The sequence below is a fragment of the Enterobacter sp. 198 genome, assembly GCF_009025585.1.
Lineage (GTDB): Bacteria > Pseudomonadota > Gammaproteobacteria > Enterobacterales > Enterobacteriaceae > Enterobacter > Enterobacter ludwigii.
On the sequence record NZ_WCIM01000023.1, the window covers coordinates 100687 to 122372 of the forward strand.

Here is a 21686-nt window from a genome sequence, read left to right on the forward strand (position 1 = left end):
CTTGCAATAGACCGAACGGTCTATTAGAGTGCGGCCATGAGCAGAAATACAGAACACGATACCCGAGAACATTTACTGGCGACCGGCGAGCGACTTTGCATGCATCGCGGGTTCACCGGTATGGGGTTGAGCGAGTTATTAAAAACCGCTGAGGTACCGAAGGGGTCGTTTTATCACTACTTCCGGTCCAAAGAGGCGTTTGGCGTCGCAATGCTGGAGCGGCACTATGCCAGCTACCATCAGCGCCTGGCAGTGCACTTTGCCACGGGCGAAGGTAATTATCGCGATCGTGTTCTGCACTTCTATCAGGAAACGCTGAACCAGTTCTGTCAGCAGGGCATCATCAGCGGTTGCCTGACGGTAAAACTTTCTGCCGAAGTGTGCGATCTTTCAGAAGATATGCGCACAGCAATGGATAAAGGGGCCCGCGGGGTTATCGCCCTCATGGCACAGGCGCTGGAGAAAGGCCGCGATGAAAAAACGCTGACTTTTCCCGGCGAACCCTTAACCCAGGCGCAGGTTTTATACGCCCTCTGGTTAGGCGCTAACCTGCAGGCCAAGATTTCACGCAGTGCGGTGCCGCTTGAAAGCGCACTGGCACATGTAAAAAGCAGCATTACTACGCCTCGCGTATAGCAGGCGTTTTTATTTACGCAATTACTAGACGACTGGTCTACTCAGGAGCCTTTATGTCCGCTGAAAAATTATTTACCCCCTTGAAAGTGGGTGCCGTTACCGCGCCAAACCGTGTGTTCATGGCCCCGCTTACCCGTCTGCGCAGCATTGAGCCGGGTGATATCCCTACCCCGTTGATGGGTGAATATTACCGTCAGCGCGCAAGCTCTGGCCTGATCATCACCGAGGCCACTCAGATTTCTGCTCAGGCTAAGGGTTACGCTGGCGCACCAGGTCTGCACAGCCCGGAACAGATTGCCGCGTGGAAAAAAATCACGGCTGGCGTTCACGCTGAAGAGGGTCGTATTGCCGTCCAGCTGTGGCATACCGGTCGTATCTCTCACAGCAGCATCCAGCCTGGCGGTCAGGCACCGGTTTCCGCCTCTGCCCTGAGCGCGAACACCCGCACCTCTCTGCGTGATGAAAACGGCAATGCGATCCGCGTTGATACGTCTATGCCGCGCGCTCTTGAACTGGACGAGATCCCGGGGATTGTTAACGATTTCCGCCAGGCCGTGGCGAATGCGCGTGAAGCCGGTTTCGACCTGGTTGAACTGCACTCCGCGCATGGCTATCTGCTGCACCAGTTCCTGTCACCGTCCTCTAACCATCGTACCGACCAGTACGGCGGCAGCGTTGAAAACCGTGCGCGCCTGGTGCTGGAAGTGGTGGATGCCGTATGTCAGGAGTGGAGCCCGGACCGCATTGGTATTCGCGTGTCCCCGATTGGTTCTTTCCAGAACGTTGATAACGGCCCGGACGAAGAAGCGGATGCCCTTTATCTGATTGAAGAGCTGGCAAAACGGGGTATCGCGTATCTGCATATGTCCGAGCCAGACTGGGCCGGTGGTCAGCCTTACACTGAAGCCTTCCGTCAGAAAGTACGCGAACGCTTCCACGGTGTGATCATCGGTGCAGGGGCATATACCCCTGAGAAAGCTGAAGATCTGATTAGCAAAGGTTTGATCGACGCCGTTGCATTTGGTCGCGATTTTATCGCTAACCCTGATCTGGTCGCCCGTCTGCAGCAGAAAGCCGCGCTGAACCCTCAGCGTCCGGAAAGCTTCTACGGCGGCGGCGCTGAAGGTTATACCGACTACCCTACCCTGTAATCTCTTCATTGCTCATTGATAGCGGCGACCTTTCGCCGCTATACTAAAACATCGTTTCTGTTCAAATAGATATTCTATTCCATTGGTTAATGAGGAAATTATGCGCCTACTTCACACCATGCTGCGCGTTGGCGATCTGCAACGTTCTGTCGATTTCTACACTAACGTACTGGGTATGAAACTGCTGCGCACCAGCGAAAACCCGGAATATAAATACTCGCTGGCGTTTGTGGGTTACGGCCCGGAAACGGACGAAGCGGTCATCGAACTGACCTACAACTGGGGCGTGGACAGCTATGAGCTGGGCACCGCTTATGGTCATATCGCGCTGGAAGTGGACAACGCAGCCGAAGCCTGTGAACGTATTCGCAGCAACGGCGGTAACGTGACGCGCGAAGCTGGCCCGGTCAAAGGCGGCACCACCGTGATCGCGTTTGTTGAAGATCCGGACGGCTACAAAATCGAACTGATTGAAGCCAAAGACGCTGGTCGCGGTCTGGGCAACTGATCCCGCAGGGCGCAACATGCGCCCGTACTTTTACTGCATCCCCATCCAAAATTTGCCATAATGCGCACTGCTTTTTTCCCCATGTAAGAGACCCTGATGTCCGATAACGCTCAATTTAGCGGTCTGTGCGACCGTTTTCGTGGTTTTTATCCTGTTGTGATCGATGTTGAAACAGCCGGATTTAACGCTAAAACCGATGCGCTGCTTGAAATTGCCGCCATCACGCTGAAGATGGATGAACAGGGATGGCTTACACCGGACACCACGCTGCATTTCCACGTTGAACCGTTTGAAGGGGCCAACTTACAGCCCGAAGCGCTGGCCTTTAACGGCATCGATCCGCATAACCCGCTGCGTGGTGCGGTAAGTGAATATGACGCGCTGCACGCCATTTTTAAAATGGTGCGTAAAGGTATGAAAGAGAGCAACTGCAGCCGCGCCATTATGGTGGCGCATAACGCCACGTTCGATCACACCTTTACCATGGCCGCCGCTGAGCGCGCGTCGCTCAAGCGTAACCCTTTCCACCCGTTTGTGACCTTCGATACCGCGGCACTGAGCGGTCTGGCGTTGGGACAAACGGTATTATCAAAGGCATGTATTACGGCAGGCATTGAGTTTGACGGTACGCAGGCGCATTCCGCGCTTTATGACACCGAGCGGACGGCGGAACTGTTTTGTGAAATTGTGAACCGCTGGAAGCGTCTGGGCGGCTGGCCGCTGCCGATGGGTGACAATGAAGAATAAAAAAAAGCGACCTCATGAGGTCGCTTTTTTGTCTTCGCAGATAACTTACTCCGCGTCTGGCTCTTCCGTTTTGTACTTCGCAGCCGTTTCTTTGATCAGCTGCTGCAGTTCACCGCGCTGATACATTTCGATCAGGATATCGCAACCGCCGACCAGCTCACCGTCTACCCACAGCTGTGGGAACGTCGGCCAGTTAGCGTATTTAGGCAGCTCAGCGCGGATGTCCGGGTTCTGCAGGATATCAACGTAAGCAAAACGCTCACCACAGGCAGACAGCGCCTGAACCGCTTGCGCGGAGAAGCCACAGCTTGGCAGCTTCGGAGAACCTTTCATATACAGCAGAATCGGGTTTTCAGCGATCTGGCGCTGGATTTTTTCAATAGTGGTGCTCATGTCTTGCTTCCTTTAACTTCTGTTACGGCATTCGTCTGTCATTGTAGCGGTTCAGACTGCCATCGGAAAATAACATTTTTGTCACGTCTTTCTTATTTTACCGCGAGTGATGAAAAGTTGCATTGCAAATGGTGTTTAACCCTGCGGCACTCAGGGTTTTGTTTAGGGAGTGAACAATAGTGCGACAGATTGATGAATTTTTTTGCACTTGCTAACGAAACAGGATTGTAGATTGAAAAATGCTATTAACTTATCGGGTTTTTATAGATTAGAATCGACGGGCTTTGTAAATCATTCGCGGGTATTATTGATGACCTGCATTTATCAGGGGACTGCCCAGTGGCGCGGATAAATAAAATCTCGATCACGCTCTGTGCTTTACTGTTTACAACACTCACTTTCACGCCAGTGGCGAACGCCTCTCAACAGGCGCGGCACTCTGCTGTACAAAAAACGCATCTGGCCAAAACCACAGACCGTAAGAAAAAAACCACCAGCAAGAACGACAAGAAAAAGACCACCACCCAGACTAAAAAGACCGCCTCCAGCAAGACGAAAACAAAACCTTCCCGCACTGCCCACGCAACCAAAAGCAAAGCCTCGCAAACTGCAGCTAATCTCGTGACGGAAAAATGCATCCCCCGCAAAGGTCATAAAGCGAAATGCACGAAGGTCACGAAAATAGCGGAAGTGCATAAGGTTCGCGTACAGAAAGCGCAAAAAACGGCGTTGAACAAACTGATGGGGCAGATTGGCAAACCCTATCGCTGGGGCGGCAGCTCACCGCGTACCGGTTTCGACTGCAGCGGCCTCGTCTATTACGCCTATAAAGATCTGGTGAAGTTCCGAATTCCACGTACCGCCAATGAGATGTATCACCTGCGCGACGCGTCACCGGTCAACCGCGGTGAACTGGAGAATGGCGATCTCGTCTTCTTCCGCACTCAGGGGCGCGGCACGGCTGACCACGTTGGCGTATATGTAGGCAACGGGAAATTTATCCAGTCCCCACGTAGCGGCCAGGACATCCAGATAACCTCTCTCAGTGAAGACTACTGGGTACGTCACTATGTCGGCGCACGCCGCGTGATGACGCCAAAAACCATTCGCTAACCCCTGCCCTGCCACAGCCGTGGCAGGGTAAGTTCCTCTTTTGCATACCCTTTCAATTTGCTATCCTGTCCCTGTTGTCTGTGTGGTTATTGGCAACATAAAAAACAATAAGGAGAGAAGCAATGTCGTTCGAATTACCTGCACTACCATATGCAAAAGACGCCCTGGCCCCGCACATTTCTGCGGAAACCCTGGAGTATCACTACGGCAAACATCACCAGACGTACGTCACCAATCTGAACAACCTGATCAAGGGCACCGATTTTGAAGGCAAAACGCTGGAAGAGATCGTCCGCAGTTCAGAGGGCGGTGTCTTTAACAATGCCGCTCAGGTGTGGAACCACACCTTCTACTGGCACTGCCTGGCACCGAATGCAGGCGGCGAACCTACGGGTGAACTGGCTGGCGCGATTAACGCGGCATTTGGCAGCTTTGCTGATTTTAAAGCGAAGTTTACGGATGCTGCAGTCAAGAACTTCGGTTCTGGCTGGACGTGGCTGGTGAAAGACGCGGATGGCAAACTGGCTATCGTTTCCACCTCGAATGCGGGTACGCCACTGACCACCAGCGCAACGCCGCTGATGACCGTGGACGTCTGGGAACACGCTTACTACATTGATTACCGTAACGCGCGCCCGAACTACCTGGAGCACTTCTGGGCACTGGTTAACTGGGCGTTTGTGGCGAAGAACTTCGCCGCGTAAGAGACACGCAGAAGGGTTTGCCCTTCTGCGTTTTTTCATTATTCAGCAGCGCACGCTGCTTCCGGCTGTTTACGGCCAGACATCATTACTAACAGCAGGCCGAGCGCGGCAATTATCGCCCCCATCACCGGCACAAAGCTGTATCCCAGGCCACCAGAAATGACGGCACCACCGGCAGCGGCACCGAGCGCATTGCCAAGGTTAAACGCGCCAATATTGACCGAAGACGAGAGACCCGGTGCCTCATGGGCAACGCGCATCACGCGCATCTGCAGCGGCGGAACCACGGCAAAGGTCGCAGCCCCCCAGACAACCATCGCCATCGCCGCCCCGACTTCATTACGCGCCAGCCACGGAATGGCGATCATGATGACAATCAGCAGCGTTAAAAAGCCTTTCAGCGTCCCGCTCACGGAACGATCGGCGAATTTCCCGCCGAGATAGTTGCCAATAGAGAACCCGACACCAATCAGCACCAGCATCGCGGTCACAAAGAGAGGCGTCGCGTGGGTGATATCGTGCAACACCGGTGAAATATAGGTGTACAGGGTAAACATGGCACCCGCCCCCAGTACGGTGGTCAACAGTGCGGAGAGCACCTGCGGACGCATCAGTACCGACAGCTCTTTGCGGACGTCAGGACGTTCACCAGCGCTGCCTTTCGGCAAGGAGAAGTACAACGCCACCATGGCGATAACACCCAGCACGGCCGTCGCCAGGAACGACATGCGCCAGCCGATCGCCTCACCCAGCCAGGTTGCGGCAGGTACACCGCCAATGTTGGCAATCGTCAGACCCATAAACATGGTTGCCACGGCACTCGCCTGCTTGTGTTTTGGCACCACGCTTGCGGCCACAACCGATCCCAGCCCAAAGAACGCGCCGTGGTTAAGACTGGTCAGAATGCGGGACAACATCAGGGTGGTGTAATCCGGAGCAATGGCGGAGAGCACGTTGCCCAGCGTAAATATCGCCATCAGGAAAATCAGCGCATTGCGGCGCGCGCGGTGTGAAAGCAGAAGCGTCATGAGCGGTGCCCCCACCATCACGCCAATGGCGTAGGCGCTGATGAGCATCCCGGCCGCCGGGATAGAAACATCCACGCCCCGGGCGATAACAGGCAGTAACCCCATCGGGGAGAATTCAGTGGTGCCAATCCCAAAAGCGCCAATCGCCAGGGCAAGCAGGGGAAAATTGATTTTCATGCGTCAACTCCGGATGCCGTGTCATGTCGTGACACAGAACAAAGAAGCCGAAAGCATGACATCAATCACAAAAAATGAGAAGTTAACAAATTGGCAAAAGATTTTTGCCGCAGGCGTAACAATCAGGAAAACTGAGAGGGAGAGAGCTCTCCCTCCGTGTAAATCAGTGCAATGCAGCCGTCAGACCCGCCGCAACAATCAGAGCCAGTACAATAACGGTGGTCACCAGCGAAAACTTCAGATCGTAGCTCATCAATTTTTCTCCTTTTAATCTCCCCACGAAAAGTGAGCCTGCTCATTTTTACACAGTTTAGTTCAAAAATCTTCCTGGATTTAAACTGATAACCACTTTAGCTCTTCCCCTTTTCATCAAGATAGGACAAAATTCCACGCTAAATTTATTAGCGTACCGGCCATTGACCCCCTCCTGACGTCCTGTGTCGTTTTCCCGGCGTGCCGCAATTCAAGATTGCGTGATAAGGGTGAGAGAAGGCAAACGTTTACCTTCAAGTTTTTCAGGAGTTTAGGATATGGTCTGGAGTGACATTTAATGGCAACAATTAAAGACGTAGCAAAACGCGCAAACGTTTCCACTACAACCGTATCACATGTAATTAACAAAACCCGCTTTGTGGCGGAAGAGACGCGCAACGCCGTCTGGGCGGCAATCAAAGAATTACACTATTCACCGAGTGCGGTGGCGCGCAGCCTCAAAGTTAATCACACCAAATCCATTGGTTTGCTGGCAACCAGCAGTGAAGCGGCCTATTTTGCCGAGATCATTGAAGCAGTCGAGAAAAACTGCTTCCAGAAAGGCTATACCCTGATTCTGGGCAACGCGTGGAACAGCATTGAAAAACAGCGCGCTTATCTCTCCATGATGGCGCAAAAGCGTGTGGATGGCCTGCTGGTGATGTGTTCAGAGTATCCGGAGTCCGTGCTTTCCATGCTGGAAGAGTACCGCCATATTCCTATGGTGGTCATGGACTGGGGCGAAGCACGTGCAGACTTCACCGACTCCGTCATCGATAACGCGTTTGAAGGCGGCTATATGGCAGGCCGTTATCTGATTGAACGTGGTCACCGCGAGATTGGTGTGATCCCGGGTCCACTGGAGCGCAACACCGGTGCCGGGCGTCTGGCCGGGTTTATGAAAGCCATGGAAGAGGCGCTGATTACCGTGCCGGAAAACTGGATCGTGCAGGGTGACTTTGAACCGGAATCCGGTTACCGCGCGATGCAGCAGATTGTCTCCCAGTCGCATCGCCCGACAGCCGTTTTCTGTGGCGGTGACATTATGGCGATGGGTGCTCTTTGTGCCGCCGATGAACTGGGTTTGCGCGTGCCGCAGGACATTTCCGTGATCGGGTATGACAACGTACGCAACGCGCGCTTCTTTACCCCGGCGCTGACCACCATCCACCAGCCAAAAGACTCGCTGGGTGAAACGGCCTTCAATATGCTGATGGACAGGATCGTCAACAAGCGTGAAGAGTCTCAGTCTATTGAAGTTCACCCGCGTCTTATCGAACGCCGTTCCGTTGCGGATGGTCCGTTCCGCGACTATCGTCGTTAATCTTTTACGGGGCCAGTTATACTGGCTCCCGTAGCCATTCCCGGTTAAGCGTCTCACTGTCTCCCAGGTAATCCAGAAGCCAGGCCATTGCGGGCGACACATCATTTTGTTGCCAGGTGAGGCAACAGGCCGCATCCGGAAAAGGATTTTCCAGCGTCAGTTCAACCCATTCACCGGTGTCGATTCGGGGCCGTGCAAAATGGCCAGGAACCATGGCAACGCACAGCCCTGCGCTGAGGCATGTTGCTGAGGATTCCCAGTCCGGCGCAACCACCCGTCGCTGGTTATCCAGCAGCCAGGTAATGCGTTTGGGCAACGAACGCGAGGTATCTTCCAGCACCAGCGAGGGCCAGTTACGGAGCGTTTCGTCGCTGAGCGGCCCGTCCAGGTCAGCCAGCGGATGATCGCTTGCCACCACACATTTCCAGTTGAGCATGCCCATGTCGCGAAAGGCAAAGCGTCCCCCAACCGGGATCGCCTGCGTGGCACCGATCGCCATCTCTGCCCTGCCATCTGCCAGCGCATCCCAGACGCCGTTAAACACTTCCTGGGATACCCGCAATTCGACATCCGAGAAATGGCGATAGAAATCGACAATCATCTGCCGGGTACGTTCTGGTTTTACGATGTTATCCACGGCAATCGAAAGATGTCCTCGCCAGCCGTTAGCGATCTGCTGACACTGTTCGCGGGTGATCTGCATTTTTTTGATAACAGAACGCCCTTCTTTCAAAAACCATGCCCCGGCGGGCGTTAATTCCACATCACGGTGACGCCGTTCAAACAGCGGAACGGCCAGCCATTCCTCAAGCTGACGCACCGTATAGCTGATTGCTGAGGGGACGCGGTGCAACTCCTGCGCGGCACCGCTAAAGCTGCCGTTGCGCGCAACAGCATCGACCACTTCAAGAGAATAATCTGACCACATTTTCTGCCTGCAAAAATTTTGAATGCACTCGCCAAATATTAGCGTTTCACAAGCTGCTTTGCACTCCCTACACTCTGCGCAAACATAGACCTGCCTCCCTCAGGAGAAAAAACAATGCAACCCAGGAAAGGATTTTTAGTCTGGCTCGGTGGTTTAAGCGTGCTGGGCTTTTTAGCCACTGATATGTACCTGCCCGCCTTCGCCGCAATGCAGGAAGATTTACAGATCCCGGCGGCAGCCATCAGCGCCAGCCTGAGCTTATTCCTCGCGGGCTTTGCCTTCGCGCAGCTGCTCTGGGGGCCTCTCTCTGACCGCTTTGGCCGTAAACCGGTGCTGTTGCTGGGGCTGGCTATCTTTGCCGTCGGCTGTCTGGGAATGTTATGGGTGCGCGATGCAACCTGGCTGCTGGTACTGCGCTTCGTGCAGGCCGTTGGCGTCTGTGCTGCTGCGGTGACCTGGCAGGCGCTGGTCACCGACTACTATCCGGCCAACCGTACAAACCGCATTTTCGCCACCATTATGCCGCTGGTAGGGCTTTCGCCTGCCCTCGCCCCGCTGCTCGGGAGCTGGATCCTGGCACATTTTGACTGGCAGGCCATTTTCGCTACGCTGTTTGCCATCACGCTGGTCCTGATGATCCCGGCATTCACACTCAAAGCGGCACATAAGAAAGAGACGCCTGCTGACACAACACCGGTGACCTTTACCTCTCTGCTGAGCACCAAAGCGTACCGCGGTAATGTCCTGATTTATGCCGCCTGCTCGGCGAGTTTCTTCGCGTGGCTGACCGGTTCGCCGTTCATTCTTCACGATATGGGTTACAGCCCGGCCGCCATTGGTCTGAGCTATGTCCCGCAGACCATCGCGTTTCTGGTCGGGGGCTATGGCTGTCGCGCGGCGCTGCAAAAATGGGAAGGTCAGCAGATGCTGCCCTGGCTGCTGGTGCTCTACGCGCTGAGCGTGATCGCCACTTGGGCTGTGGGCTTTATCCCGGGCGCCGGTCTGGCAGAAATTCTGATTCCCTTCTGCGTGATGGCCGTGGCGAACGGTGCGATTTACCCTATCGTCGTAGCCCAGGCGTTACGTCCGTTCCCACAGGCAACAGGGCGTGCGGCCGCGCTTCAGAATACCCTGCAGCTGGGTCTGTGCTTCCTGGCAAGCCTGGTGGTCTCTGCGCTGATTGCCACGCCGCTCCTGACCACCACCAGCGTCATGCTGGTTACGGTTGCGCTGGCCCTTCTGGGATACCGTATGCAGTCAGCGGCACAACGTGAGCAGGATGACCGCGCAGAGGTGAAAACCTCGCATGCATAATCGCGCCAGAAATTATGTTAAATATCAGTGATTAGGTTGCTAAGAATTTTCTATTGAATCACCAAATTTTGAGGCCTATACTAAATTTGGTTCGATTAAATACGATAAATATTAAGTGTTAACGGGAGCCGGAGTGCTCCCGTTTTACCATGGAAGGCATTTCGGCAAGGGTTATCTCCCTTCCTCTGTTCTACGTCGGATACTAGCCTCACGGGGAAATACCGTGAGATTTCTCACAAACCATAAAAAGCGTCTACGCTGTTTGAAGGTTCTGATCACAGTAAGGTGATGGAGAAGCTATGAGTTCATCGTGTATAGAAGAAGTCAGCGTTCCGGACGATAACTGGTCCCGGATCGTCAGTGAACTGTTAGGTCGCGCAGGCATCACTATTAATGGATCTTCGCCATCCGATCCACAGGTTAAGCATCCCGACTTTTTTAAACGCGTATTGCGAGAGGGATCGTTAGGCCTGGGGGAAAGTTATATGGACGGCTGGTGGGAGTGTGAACGGCTGGATATGTTTTTCTCCAGCGTTTTACGCGCCGGTCTGGAAAACCAGCTCCCCCGCAATCTGAAAGATACATTACGTGTCGCCTCCGCCCGGCTGTTTAATCTGCAAAGCAAAAAACGGGCGTGGATCGTCGGCAAGGAGCATTACGACCTCGGTAATGACCTGTTCAGCCGCATGCTCGATCCTTTCATGCAATATTCCTGCGCCTACTGGAAAGAGGCCTCAACCCTTGAAGAAGCCCAGCAGGCTAAGCTGCGTCTGATTTGTGAAAAACTGCAGCTACAGCCGGGTATGCGTGTGCTGGATATCGGCTGTGGATGGGGTGGTCTGGCCTATTTTATGGCGAAGCATTATGGTGCCAGCGTGGTCGGTGTGACCATTTCAGCTGAACAGCAAAAAATGGCACGGGAGCGCTGCCAGGGCCTTGATGTGGATATTCGCCTTCAGGATTATCGCGACCTGAACGAGCAGTTTGATCGCATAGTCTCCGTCGGCATGTTCGAACACGTGGGGCCGAAAAACTATGACACCTACTTCAGCGTGGTGGACCGTAACTTGAAACCTGACGGCATCTTCCTGCTGCACACCATTGGTTCTAAGCGCACCGACAATAACGTCGATCCGTGGATCAACAAATACATCTTTCCGAATGGCTGTTTGCCGTCCGTTCGCCAGATTGCTAACGCCAGTGAACCTCATTTCATTATGGAAGACTGGCATAACTTTGGCGCGGATTATGACACCACGTTGATGGCATGGCATTCACGTTTCCAGGAAGCCTGGCCAGAAATTGCGGACAACTATTCTGAACGGTTTAAACGGATGTTCAGCTATTATCTCAATGCCTGCGCAGGCGCCTTTCGCGCGCGTGATATTCAACTTTGGCAGGTTGTTTTCAGCCGAGGGATAGAACACGGTTTGCGGGTCGCACGCTAAAAAAAACCCCGGATATCCGGGGTTCATTTTATTCTTCTTCTGCGGTCTTTATTATTGCGGCTTCTTTTGCCGCCAACAGCCGCTCAACGGTATCCACAACCGCCTGAGTCTGCGGATCGATTTCGATATTAACCCGATGCCCCAGTTTTTTCGCCCCCAGGGTTGTACGCTGGAGGGTTTCAGGAATTAAATGCACGCAGAAACGGGTCGGCGTCACTTCCCCAACCGTCAGGCTAATCCCATCAATACCAATAAATCCTTTATACAGGATGTATTTCATTAATGAAGGATCCTGCACTTTAAACCAGATTTGACGGTTATTTTCCGAGGTGACAATCTTCGCCACTTCCGCGGTGGTCATAATATGGCCTGACATCAGATGGCCGCCAATCTCATCGCTGAACCTGGCCGCACGCTCTACGTTTACGGTATCCCCCACCACCAGCTCGCCCAGGTTGGTGATGCGCAGCGTCTCTTTCATTAAATCAAAGCTAATCTGGTTACCGTTAATTTCGGTTACCGTCAGGCAACAGCCGTTATGTGCAATCGAGGCGCCAGTTTCAATGCCATCAAGCATATATTCCGGAAGCTCAACCACATGAGTTCGGAAATTAGGTTTTTCATCAATGGACACCACTTTGGCGGTGCCCTGCACAATACCAGTAAACATGCTTACAACTCCTGTTTTTTCCGGACGGTGGTGACACCGTTTAATCCCACCACAATAACAGTTGGAAAAACAGGTTGCCAGCGGAGCGCATTTTGTGGCGATTTTTTCACTAGATAAATAGCTAAACCCCGCTACAATAGCTGGCACCCCCCTGCATTTTCTTCTTGCTGCCAGTTACGGCGGCCTTTTTAGTCTCTCAAATAACTAGAATATAAAGGTGTTCACGTGCAGAAGTACATGAATGAAGCGCGCCAGTTATTGGCACTGGCTATACCAGTGATCATCGCGCAAGTGGCCCAGACCGCAATGGGATTTGTGGATACGGTAATGGCGGGTGGCTACAGCGCCACCGATATGGCCGCCGTGGCAATAGGCACCTCGATCTGGCTTCCGGCTATCCTGTTTGGCCACGGCCTGCTGCTCGCCCTCACCCCGGTTATCGCTCAGCTAAATGGCTCAGGGCGACGTGAACGTATTGCCCATCAGGTTCGACAGGGGTTCTGGCTGGCAGGATTTGTCTCCGTGCTGATAATGGTTGTGCTGTGGAATGCCGGTCATATCATCCGCGCCATGCATAATATTGACCCGGCACTGGCTGACAAAGCCGTCGGCTACCTGCGGGCCCTGCTGTGGGGTGCGCCTGGCTATCTGTTCTTCCAGGTCGCGCGTAACCAGTGTGAAGGTCTGGCGAAAACCAAGCCCGGAATGGTAATGGGCTTTATCGGCTTGCTGGTGAATATTCCGGTGAACTACATCTTCATCTATGGTCACTTCGGTATGCCGGAGCTCGGCGGCGTCGGCTGCGGCGTGGCGACGGCTGCCGTCTATTGGGTGATGTTCTTCAGTATGATCTCCTATGTGAAACGTGCCCGTTCAATGCGCGATATCCGCAATGAACGTTCGTTCAGCACGCCGGACTGGAACATCATGACGCGTCTGGTGCAGTTAGGCCTGCCGATTGCACTGGCGCTGTTCTTTGAAGTGACGCTGTTTGCCGTGGTCGCCCTGCTGGTTTCTCCGCTCGGCATTGTGAACGTAGCCGGTCACCAGATTGCGCTGAACTTCAGTTCCCTGATGTTCGTATTGCCGATGTCGCTGGCCGCAGCGGTGACCATTCGCGTGGGCTTTCGTCTGGGGCAAGGTTCGACGCTGGATGCGCAAACGGCGGCTCGCACGGGGCTTGGCGTCGGTGTCTGTATGGCCATCTGTACGGCACTGTTTACCATCACGCTGCGTGAGCAAATTGCCCTGCTTTACAACGACAACCCGGAAGTGGTGGCGCTGGCATCCCATCTGATGCTGCTTGCCGCGGTGTACCAGATCTCCGATTCCATACAGGTGATTGGCAGCGGCGTACTGCGTGGGTATAAAGATACGCGTTCGATCTTCTTTATCACCTTCATCGCTTACTGGGTGCTGGGTCTGCCGTGTGGTTATATCCTGGCGCTTACCGACCTCGTGGTTGACCGCATGGGGCCGGCAGGATTCTGGATGGGCTTTATCATCGGCTTAACCTCTGCGGCAATTATGATGATGCTGCGCATGCGCTTCCTGCAACGCCAGTCATCCTCGGTAATATTGCAACGCGCTGCACGTTAAATACGCAGTAGCCGCCAGCTGGCGGCTACTTTCTCTTCACTTTGCGCGGTAATAAAGCAATCGCGTGAAATCAGAGAGAAAAATGCATTTTCCCTCTTGCCTCAACGATGCTGTGCCGCTAATATTCGTCCCCGTTGTCACCGACAACACGTTGCGTTCATAGCTCAGTTGGTTAGAGCACCACCTTGACATGGTGGGGGTCGTTGGTTCGAGTCCAATTGAACGCACCATTCTGCGTCCGTAGCTCAGTTGGTTAGAGCACCACCTTGACATGGTGGGGGTCGGTGGTTCGAGTCCACTCGGACGCACCATTTCAGTCCTGAAATGGTGCAAATCCTCTTCTTAAGTCCTAATTTTTCTTAATACCCCAATTTCATCATTATTCTCCTGCTACGCTTTTCTTATGGAAAAAAAACAGGAAGACTGTCGATGAAGAAAATCGCCATTATCGGCTCCGGCCCTACAGGGATTTACACCTTTTATTCTCTTCTTAAGAACGCGTCGCCGCTCTCTGTCTCCGTTTTTGAACAGGCAGACGAAGCTGGCGTGGGAATGCCCTACAACGACGACGATAACTCTCGCCTGATGCTGGCCAACATTGCCAGCATTGAAATCCCGCCCCTTTTTATGACCTACCTCGACTGGCTTAAGCGCCAGAGTGAAGCCCATCTGGCGCGCTTTAAGGTTGATAAAGCCACCTTGCATGACAGACAGTTTTTGCCCCGTATTCTGCTGGGCGAGTATTTTCGCGACAGTTTCCAGACGATTGTCCAGGAAGCTAAGAGGCGGGGATTTCAGGTTGAGATCCACACGTCTGCCACCGTCACCGATGTTGCCCCGTCCTCCTCCGGCGTGACGCTTTCGGTCAATGACACGCCGTTTCCGGAACGATTCGATCTCGCCGTGATCGCCACCGGGCATGTCTGGCCAGAAGAAGAGGAGGCCACGCGCGCGTATTTCCCAAGCCCGTGGTCAGGGTTGATGGATGCCCGCATCCGCCCCTGCCGCGTCGGTATTATGGGAACATCCTTAAGCGGGCTGGACGCGGCGATGGCCGTGGTGATGCAGCACGGTGAGTTTCGCGACGGCACGTTCCTCCTCGATAAAGGAAGTGAAGCGTTAAAAATAGTACTCATGTCCAGGACCGGGATTCTGCCAGAGGCCGATTTTTACTGTCCTATTCCGTACGAACCGCTGTCGGTATTAACCGAATCGGTACTCGAAGCCGAAATCGCCAAAGGATCAGACGGTCTGCTTGACCGCATTTTCGCCCTGATGGTGAAAGAGCTTGAACTCGCCGACCCGGCCTGGTGTGAGAAAATATCGCTGCGCATGCAGACGGCGGACAGCCTTCGCGAAGCGTGGTTTGAGGATCGAAAACAGCACGGTCCGTTTACCTGGGCTGAAGAGAACCTGAATGAGGTCGAGCGGAACAAACGTGACCGGCGCACGGTGGCCTGGCGCTACACCGTGCTTCGGCTGCATGAAGTGGTTCAGGAGATGGTTCCTCATCTTACCGAGGAGGACGCTGAACGCTTTAAAAACGGGCTGGCGCGCGTCTTTATCGACAACTATGCCGCCATTCCCCCGCAGTCGATTCGCAGGCTTCTCGCGCTTCGTGAGGCCGGCATCATTAGTGTTGTGGCGCTGGGTGATGATTACACGCTGGATATTGGCAGCGCGCAGACGGTGATCGCCACTAAAGAGACGACCTACCGTTTCGACGTCTTTATTGATGCCCGCGGGCAAAAGCCGCTTAAAACAAAAGATCTGCCCTTCCCTACGCTGCGCAAGCAGCTACAGGCGACGGGCGATGAGATCCCGGATATTGGCGAGGATTACACGTTAAAAGCGCCGGAAACGCTTCGCGGACGCATTGCATTTGGCGCAATCCCGTGGCTGATGCACGATCACCCTTTTGTTCAGGGACTGGCGGAATGTGCAGAGATAGCAGAGGCGATGGCAAAAGCCGCAGAGAAAACCGCATCGGGTTCAAGAAGGAAATTACCGTACAGTGATGACTGACAGGGCATCCGTGCCCTGCAATGCGGGATTACTCGAAGTAAACCTGCGGGTTATCGGATAAAGAGACGAAGGTTTTCGTCTCTTTATCCAGTGCAAGAATTTTGCCGCTTTCAATGTCATACACCCAGCCGTGAAGACGGATGGCGTTGTTGCGCAGGCCCACCGCCACTGACGGGTGAGTCTTAATGTTGCTCAGCTGCGCAAACACGTTTTCCTGCACCATCGCATTCACTTTATCGATTGGCTTATCCCAGGTTTTCTTCTCAACCACCGCTTTTGCCGCATCGGAATAGCGTAACCAGTGAGAAACCGCCGGCATAGGTTCGAGGTCCGCATTGTCGGCAATGGCTTTCATGGCCCCACAGTTGGAGTGGCCGCAGATAACAATATCGGTCACGCCCAGCGCAACAACCGCGTATTCAATCGTTGCGGAGACACCGCCTGGCTCAGGGCCGAACGGTGGCACGATGTTGCCAGCATTACGAATGACAAAGAGTTGTCCTGGCTCTTGCTGAGTGACCAGTTCTGGGACCAGACGGCTGTCAGAGCATGAGATGAACAGCGCTTTGGGATTCTGGCTGGACGCTAAACTGCGGAAGAGCTCTTTACGTTGCGGGAAAATCTCTTTTTGAAAGCTGAGAAAACCTTCAATGATATGTTGCATAGCAATTTCTCTTTTATCTGTTTTAGTTTAGGTATGATCGGGATCACACAAGTAAAGTTTACCCACCGGACTTTACTTCAGACAAGCAATATATTTCTGGCCCGACCGCTGCACAATCTCATCTGCATTCGCCAGGATATTTTGCCCTTCAAAAGCGCCGTACAGGCGAGCGAATTTTTTCCCCACCAGCCGCCCGGTCACGTCTTCGACGCTGCGGGCGGGCAACGGCAGCATATTCGGATAGCTCCACATAAACGAGACAGCATCTTTGCCCGGCGTGACCTGTAGAATATCGCCTGACAGTAAGACACCATCACCCTCCTGCCAGTGCAGCACCGTTCCGCCAGCGAAATGTCCTCCGAGGCGTAATAACGTTACCGCGGGGAAAATATCCAGCGTATCGCCCTGCCAGAAGTGGAGCATCGGGCTGTCGCGCATAACCCACTCGCGATCGTTCGCGTGCAGGTAAACCGGCGCATCGAAAGCCCCGGCCCACTCCTGCATCGTGGTGTAGTAGTGAGGATGTGAAATTGCGATCGCGCTGATGCCGCCGAGCGCCGTGATGATGGTTCTGGTTGCCGGGTCGAGATTCGCAATGCAATCCCAAAGGATATTGCCGTGGGGGGTACGCAGAAGCAGCGCGCGCTGGTTGATGGCAAAAGCGGGCACCGTTTTGATACTGAGCAGCTGCGGCTCCAGCTGCTGCCATTTATTGCTGTGTGTGGCCGTCACCGTCGCAAAATCACTCCACGCCTGGCCGCTGGCCGGAACATACTGGCGTTCATCCTCGCACACAGGGCATCGCGCCGGCGTTGCGTCATAAGAGGTACCGCAGGTTTTACACAGTATAATCATGAGCTCTCCTCAGCGATAAAGCACTGAGTATGGCAGGGATTATCGTTATGTGCTGCGCGGTACATTGCCGGCTCTTTTTGCCCTATACTGTGCCAGTATCAAAAACCGAACAAAGCAGGTGCCATATGGAAATTGATCTCGAAAACTTGGTCTTTAACGGGCTGGATGAAGCTGAAGAGCGTAACGCGGAACGTCTCGACGACGCTGATAAAAAAGCGCAGTCGATTATCGCCGATGACGACTGCGGTGATGCCTGCAAGATCTGATGATAAAGCACCGGAAAACCCGGTGCTTTTTTATATTATTTCTTCAGCCCGTCAATCGCCGCCTGCGCGCACGCTTCATCCAGATGACCACCCGGCGCACCGCCGATCCCTATTGCGCCGATCACCTCATCCCCCTCTTTCACCGGCAGACCACCGGCCAGCAGCAGGAAGCCCGGAATATCACGCATGTTTTGTGCGCCGGCATTGCTCTGCGCGGCTTCCATAACCTTGCCTGACGCATTTTTTGCACTTAGCGCGGTATAGGCTTTCATTTCGCTGGCTTTTACCGTGTGTGGCCCGGCATTGTCTGTACGCTGCACCGCTTTGACCACACCGGCGCGGTCCACCACGGTGACCGTCACCTGGTAGTTTTTCGCTATGCAGGCCTGAATGGCGGAGGTCGCCAGCGCGTTGGCCTGCGCCAGGGAGAGGTTTTTCTGGTTCAACGCGTCGGCCTGTGCCGTCAGGCTTACGCTACCGGCGACAAGCGCGGCTGCCATCATTACTTTTTTCATCGCACGTCCTCGAATGATTGAATACCGTTCAATCGTACTCAGACGTGCGATGAGGCGTAATTCGGTTGATTACGCAATTATCCTGGTAGTTATACGGATTGTAATTTGTCGTAATCGCGGATTGCCTGCACCAGGCTGGTCACGCCAAGCTTGGCGAACGCCGCGGCCCGGTGCGCTTCAACCGTTCTGGGCGAGAGGTTCAACTGCAGGGCCACCTCTTTATTGCTGCGTCCTTCCATCAGCACCGCCAGCACCTCGTGCTCACGCGCCGTCAGTTGTTCGAAACGCGCTTTAATCCGCGACGTTTCCTGCCAGCGGGTCAGTCGTCTCTGGCTCTCTTCGAAGGCGAGCCCTACCGTTTCAATGAGCTTATCGGCATCCAGCGGCTTGGTGAAAAATTCAAAGACGCCATTGCGAAAGGCGCGGCGGCAGGCATCAACGGTGCCGTGTCCGGTCATGACGATAACCGGCAGCAGCGGCCAGGGCCATTTGCCCTCCTCCAGCCAGGTCAGCCCGCCTTTTCCCGGCATGCGCATATCCAGCAGCAGACAGCCGACGAGCGCCGCGCGCCCACCGTGCGCTGACGTAAACGCGTCTACGCTTTCAAACCCATTGACCTGCCAGCCCATTCCCGAGAGTAAGAAGGCCAGCGACTCACGGATGGATTCATCGTCATCAATCAGCCAGACTGTGTTATCCACGCGTATTTACCTCTCCACTCGCCAGTTGTAACCGGACCTGCGCCCCGCCCTGGGCCGCATTGCCCAGCGTAATTGATCCGTTCATGCGCGTCATCAACGACTCCGTTAACGTCATTCCCAGCCCTATTCCCTCCGTCCGCCCGCTGTAAAACGGCATAAAGGCGTTCTGCAAGGCCTCCGGGCTAAAGCCAGGTCCGCCATCGGTGAGGGTGATATAAATCCAGTTTTCCCGTTTCTCGCTGGTAATTTTCACCCATCCTTGCGCGCACTCTTGCTGGGCCTGAATGGCATTACTGAGCAGATTATGCAGCACCTGTTCAAGCCAGAGTCGGTCTGCCAGAACCCGCGTGGCACCTACCGCGAACGCATGGCTCACCGCGATATGCTCAGAGCGGCGTTCATGTTCCAGGAGATCGACCACCTGCTGCCAGCACGGTTTCAGGTCGATGTCGCGCAAGGTGACTTTTTCCTGAACCACATGTTCGCGAAAGCGGGTTAAGAGCGCGCTGATACGCTGGGTTTGTACCAGCGCGGCAGCCAGCGCCTGCGATACGGCCTGCGGATTCGCCTGCTGTTGCTGACGCTGAGCACCCTGAATCCAGGTCTGAACGGCAGTCAGCGGCTGGTTAATCTCATGCACGATCCCAGCGGTGATCTCTCCCAGGGTGTTGAGCCTTGCATGCTGGTAATAGTGTGCGCGCTGTTCGGCGTGCTGGCGCTGGCGCCGTTGCCAGAGCAGCAGGCTGGCCGCGGCGATAAGCACCGCCCAGCCGAAGAACAGGAACGGATATACCCACCAGGAGACGGCCAGCCAGTGCGGCTTTGCCGTGGCCATAAGGGTAAAGGGTTGTGTGGGTTGCGCGAAGGTCCGCTGCCAGTGCCAGAAAGCCCCGGCAGGGGGCGCGTTATCTGCGTCATTGAAGCGAATGGCAAGTGCATCAAAGGTATGTTGGGTGCTGAGCAGCGGCGCAAGATCGATAAGTACGCGGATCTGACGCCAGGGATTATACAGCCAGTACTGACAATCGCGGGTCGATTCCACACGGGCAGCGTTCAGCGCACGGCCTGAGGTTTTCTCAAGGGCGAGGATGTGCGGGAATTTTTTGCGCAGAGCCGCGAGGTCTTCCTCACCGTTGAGTAACGGCAAAACAGATTCATTTTGCGTCAGCACGGCGCTAAGGGTGGAATAGCGTGTCGAAAACTCACGATCGCGTTCCCAGAACTGGCGGCGGATCTGTTCGGCATAGAGCAAAACGCCGCTGATGAGGCACACCAGCAGCCAGACAATAACCGTGCGCCTGAAAAGAGTGTTATTCATTCCGTTAACGGGTCAGGAGATTCATCCTGCCGACATTAGCAGTTAACCGTTGTCAGAACAAAATTTCGCACAGCTCATTCCAGTACATTTCGCGCGTGCGGCGCAGTTCAGCGTGACGTTTTATCATGGAACCACTCCGGATCAATGTTGGCAACGTCCACGCCATACAGGCTGGCGACAGGCAGTACGGACTCAAGAACACGTTGCGCGCTGTTCTCCGCATTCGCTGGTCGGGTCGCAAAAAACCGCCGTAACGTGTTTATCCACTTTTTCATCGTCTTTCCCCCTTTCGCTTCACTTGCCCTAAGTTAAACACCCAACACCCGCACAGGGGAAATACCAAAATCCACTGTCGATGTGCAGGATTTGCAAATAGCCCTCCATTCTTTTACTCGCCATTAACACCTTGTTCACTAATGCTTTTTTGCTTATAGCAAAGAACGATTTCTTATTTGGCGAGAGCTTTCGCTTATGGGAGCGTAACGGGGTAAAACAAAAACAACGGGATGAACAATCACTATGGCAGCAAACACGAAAGGGTTTAAAAAAAGGACACTGGTGCTGGGCTTACTGGCGGCAGGCGGTCTGTTCTCGATGCAGGTGCAGGCCGATAAACTGGCGGATATTAAAGCCGCAGGCGTGGTCAAAGTTGCCACCTTTGATGCCAATCCGCCGTTTGGCTCCATCGATGCAAAGACCCATGAGATTATCGGCTACGACGTCGATTTCGCCAGAGCGCTTGCCAGTGCACTTGGCGTGAAGCTTGAACTGGTCGCCACCAACCCGGCTAACCGCATTCCCCTCCTGCAGTCCGGTAAGGCAGATTTGATTGTGGCAGATATCACCATTACCCCGGAACGGGCGCAGGTGGTTGATTTCTCCCTTCCCTATTTCGTGACCGGCCAACAGTTCCTGGTACCGGTAAAAGCTGCCGATACGCTTGATGCCTATAGCCGGGCGCGCATTGGCGCGGTAAAAGGCACAACGGGTGAACAGGCGCTGCACCAGCGTTTCCCGCGCGCCCGCGTGCTCTCTTATGACGATATTCCGCTGGCGCTGACGGCCCTGCGCAACGGTAACGTGCAGGCTATCACTCAGGACAGTACGATTCTGGCCGGTCTGCTGGCGCAGGCGCCGGACAAGGCGAACTTCAAAATCCTGCCCGATCTGCTCAGCAAAGAAGAGATTGGCGTGGGGGTAAAAAAAGGCGAAACCGCACTGCTGAAAGCCGTCAACGACGAGCTTGTTAACCTTGAGAAGAACGGTCAGGCGGCAAAAATCTATGACGTCTGGTTCGGTCCGGATACCCCCTCCCCACAGCCTCGTGCCTTTAAAATAGAAGCTCAGTAA

The 21686-nt window shown here is 54.3% G+C and carries 24 protein-coding genes and 2 tRNA genes; 15 read left to right on the forward strand and 11 right to left on the reverse strand.

Annotation, left to right across the window (positions count from 1 at the left end; genetic code table 11):
- Positions 1–36 precede the first annotated feature (36 nt).
- The 4 genes from F8561_RS15080 to rnt all read left to right on the forward strand — a co-directional run bounded on the left by F8561_RS15080 (position 37) and on the right by rnt (position 3042).
- Positions 37–636, forward strand: a complete 600-nt coding sequence (locus tag F8561_RS15080; RefSeq protein WP_151887655.1) for a TetR/AcrR family transcriptional regulator — start codon at positions 37–39, stop codon at positions 634–636.
- Positions 637–689: 53 nt separating this feature from the next.
- Complete coding sequence (locus tag F8561_RS15085; RefSeq protein WP_020884339.1) at positions 690–1787, forward strand: alkene reductase; 1098 nt, start codon at positions 690–692, stop codon at positions 1785–1787.
- Between the two features lie 100 nt (positions 1788–1887).
- Entirely contained in the window at positions 1888–2295 is a 408-nt protein-coding gene (gloA, locus tag F8561_RS15090) for a lactoylglutathione lyase (RefSeq protein WP_020884340.1), read from the forward strand.
- 96 nt (positions 2296–2391) lie between these two features.
- Positions 2392–3042, forward strand: a complete 651-nt coding sequence (rnt, locus tag F8561_RS15095; protein ID WP_025204356.1) for a ribonuclease T — start codon at positions 2392–2394, stop codon at positions 3040–3042.
- 45 nt (positions 3043–3087) lie between these two features.
- On the opposite strand, the gene grxD is transcribed toward rnt, so the two are convergent.
- Entirely contained in the window at positions 3088–3435 is a 348-nt protein-coding gene (grxD, locus tag F8561_RS15100) for a monothiol glutaredoxin 4 (protein ID WP_003832760.1), read from the reverse strand.
- A gap of 339 nt (positions 3436–3774) precedes the next feature.
- On the opposite strand from grxD, the gene F8561_RS15105 reads away from it, so the two are divergent.
- Both F8561_RS15105 and sodB read left to right on the forward strand, forming a co-directional pair.
- Positions 3775–4548: a C40 family peptidase gene (locus tag F8561_RS15105; RefSeq protein WP_014169773.1), complete on the forward strand. Its 774-nt coding sequence runs from the start codon at positions 3775–3777 to the stop codon at positions 4546–4548.
- A 122-nt stretch (positions 4549–4670) separates the two neighbouring features.
- Positions 4671–5252 (forward strand): superoxide dismutase [Fe], encoded by a 582-nt coding sequence (gene sodB / locus F8561_RS15110; RefSeq protein ID WP_020884341.1) that lies wholly within the window; start codon positions 4671–4673, stop codon positions 5250–5252.
- Between the two features lie 38 nt (positions 5253–5290).
- Here the strand turns inward: sodB and F8561_RS15115 are convergent, their stop codons facing one another.
- Both F8561_RS15115 and F8561_RS15120 read right to left on the reverse strand, forming a co-directional pair.
- Positions 5291–6457: an MFS transporter gene (locus tag F8561_RS15115; RefSeq protein ID WP_014169771.1), complete on the reverse strand. Its 1167-nt coding sequence runs from the start codon at positions 6455–6457 to the stop codon at positions 5291–5293.
- Positions 6458–6620: 163 nt separating this feature from the next.
- Positions 6621–6710, reverse strand: coding sequence for a YnhF family membrane protein (locus F8561_RS15120; protein WP_032670423.1), 90 nt, complete (start codon positions 6708–6710; stop codon positions 6621–6623).
- Between the two features lie 297 nt (positions 6711–7007).
- Between F8561_RS15120 and purR the strand changes: the two genes are divergently transcribed.
- On the forward strand, positions 7008–8033 hold the full coding sequence (purR, locus tag F8561_RS15125) for an HTH-type transcriptional repressor PurR (RefSeq protein WP_014169769.1): 1026 nt from the start codon (positions 7008–7010) through the stop codon (positions 8031–8033).
- 16 nt (positions 8034–8049) lie between these two features.
- Here the strand turns inward: purR and punR are convergent, their stop codons facing one another.
- Positions 8050–8961 carry a DNA-binding transcriptional activator PunR gene (punR, locus tag F8561_RS15130; RefSeq protein ID WP_014169768.1) on the reverse strand — a complete coding sequence of 304 codons (912 nt, stop codon included), beginning with the start codon at positions 8959–8961 and terminating at the stop codon, positions 8050–8052.
- A 114-nt stretch (positions 8962–9075) separates the two neighbouring features.
- Between punR and punC the strand changes: the two genes are divergently transcribed.
- Positions 9076–10275 carry a purine nucleoside transporter PunC gene (gene punC, locus F8561_RS15135; protein ID WP_151887656.1) on the forward strand — a complete coding sequence of 400 codons (1200 nt, stop codon included), beginning with the start codon at positions 9076–9078 and terminating at the stop codon, positions 10273–10275.
- Positions 10276–10574: 299 nt separating this feature from the next.
- The gene (gene cfa, locus F8561_RS15140) at positions 10575–11723 is read left to right on the forward strand and encodes a cyclopropane fatty acyl phospholipid synthase (protein WP_014169766.1); all 1149 of its coding nucleotides are present in this window, start codon (positions 10575–10577) and stop codon (positions 11721–11723) included.
- 28 nt (positions 11724–11751) lie between these two features.
- Here the strand turns inward: cfa and F8561_RS15145 are convergent, their stop codons facing one another.
- Positions 11752–12393: a riboflavin synthase gene (locus F8561_RS15145; protein WP_020884345.1), complete on the reverse strand. Its 642-nt coding sequence runs from the start codon at positions 12391–12393 to the stop codon at positions 11752–11754.
- Positions 12394–12618: 225 nt separating this feature from the next.
- Here F8561_RS15145 and mdtK point away from each other — a divergent pair, with 225 nt between their 5' ends.
- The 4 genes from mdtK (at position 12619) to F8561_RS15165 (ending at position 16017) form a co-directional block, all read left to right on the forward strand.
- Positions 12619–13992 carry an MdtK family multidrug efflux MATE transporter gene (gene mdtK, locus F8561_RS15150; protein ID WP_014169764.1) on the forward strand — a complete coding sequence of 458 codons (1374 nt, stop codon included), beginning with the start codon at positions 12619–12621 and terminating at the stop codon, positions 13990–13992.
- A gap of 153 nt (positions 13993–14145) precedes the next feature.
- Positions 14146–14222: transfer RNA gene (locus F8561_RS15155), tRNA-Val, on the forward strand.
- Positions 14223–14226: 4 nt separating this feature from the next.
- Positions 14227–14303: transfer RNA gene (locus F8561_RS15160), tRNA-Val, on the forward strand.
- Positions 14304–14421: 118 nt separating this feature from the next.
- Positions 14422–16017, forward strand: a complete 1596-nt coding sequence (locus F8561_RS15165; protein ID WP_134179170.1) for an FAD-NAD(P)-binding protein — start codon at positions 14422–14424, stop codon at positions 16015–16017.
- Positions 16018–16045: 28 nt separating this feature from the next.
- On the opposite strand, the gene F8561_RS15170 is transcribed toward F8561_RS15165, so the two are convergent.
- Positions 16046–16681, reverse strand: coding sequence for a carbonic anhydrase (locus tag F8561_RS15170; protein WP_014169762.1), 636 nt, complete (start codon positions 16679–16681; stop codon positions 16046–16048).
- 72 nt (positions 16682–16753) lie between these two features.
- Positions 16754–17536: an MBL fold metallo-hydrolase gene (locus tag F8561_RS15175; RefSeq protein WP_032681168.1), complete on the reverse strand. Its 783-nt coding sequence runs from the start codon at positions 17534–17536 to the stop codon at positions 16754–16756.
- A 125-nt stretch (positions 17537–17661) separates the two neighbouring features.
- On the opposite strand from F8561_RS15175, the gene F8561_RS15180 reads away from it, so the two are divergent.
- Complete coding sequence (locus F8561_RS15180) at positions 17662–17802, forward strand: hypothetical protein (protein WP_020884349.1); 141 nt, start codon at positions 17662–17664, stop codon at positions 17800–17802.
- 35 nt (positions 17803–17837) lie between these two features.
- On the opposite strand, the gene F8561_RS15185 is transcribed toward F8561_RS15180, so the two are convergent.
- The 4 genes from F8561_RS15185 to F8561_RS24215 all read right to left on the reverse strand — a co-directional run bounded on the left by F8561_RS15185 (position 17838) and on the right by F8561_RS24215 (position 20611).
- Complete coding sequence (locus tag F8561_RS15185; RefSeq protein WP_134179171.1) at positions 17838–18317, reverse strand: GlcG/HbpS family heme-binding protein; 480 nt, start codon at positions 18315–18317, stop codon at positions 17838–17840.
- A gap of 89 nt (positions 18318–18406) precedes the next feature.
- On the reverse strand, positions 18407–19018 hold the full coding sequence (locus F8561_RS15190) for a response regulator transcription factor (RefSeq protein WP_014169758.1): 612 nt from the start codon (positions 19016–19018) through the stop codon (positions 18407–18409).
- On the reverse strand, positions 19011–20336 hold the full coding sequence (locus F8561_RS15195) for a sensor histidine kinase (protein ID WP_151887657.1): 1326 nt from the start codon (positions 20334–20336) through the stop codon (positions 19011–19013). The genes F8561_RS15190 and F8561_RS15195 overlap by 8 nt, the downstream gene beginning before the upstream one ends.
- Before the next feature lie 107 nt (positions 20337–20443).
- Positions 20444–20611 carry a hypothetical protein gene (locus F8561_RS24215; protein ID WP_014169756.1) on the reverse strand — a complete coding sequence of 56 codons (168 nt, stop codon included), beginning with the start codon at positions 20609–20611 and terminating at the stop codon, positions 20444–20446.
- 244 nt (positions 20612–20855) lie between these two features.
- Between F8561_RS24215 and F8561_RS15200 the strand changes: the two genes are divergently transcribed.
- Positions 20856–21686 carry an ABC transporter substrate-binding protein gene (locus F8561_RS15200; RefSeq protein WP_151887658.1) on the forward strand — a complete coding sequence of 277 codons (831 nt, stop codon included), beginning with the start codon at positions 20856–20858 and terminating at the stop codon, positions 21684–21686.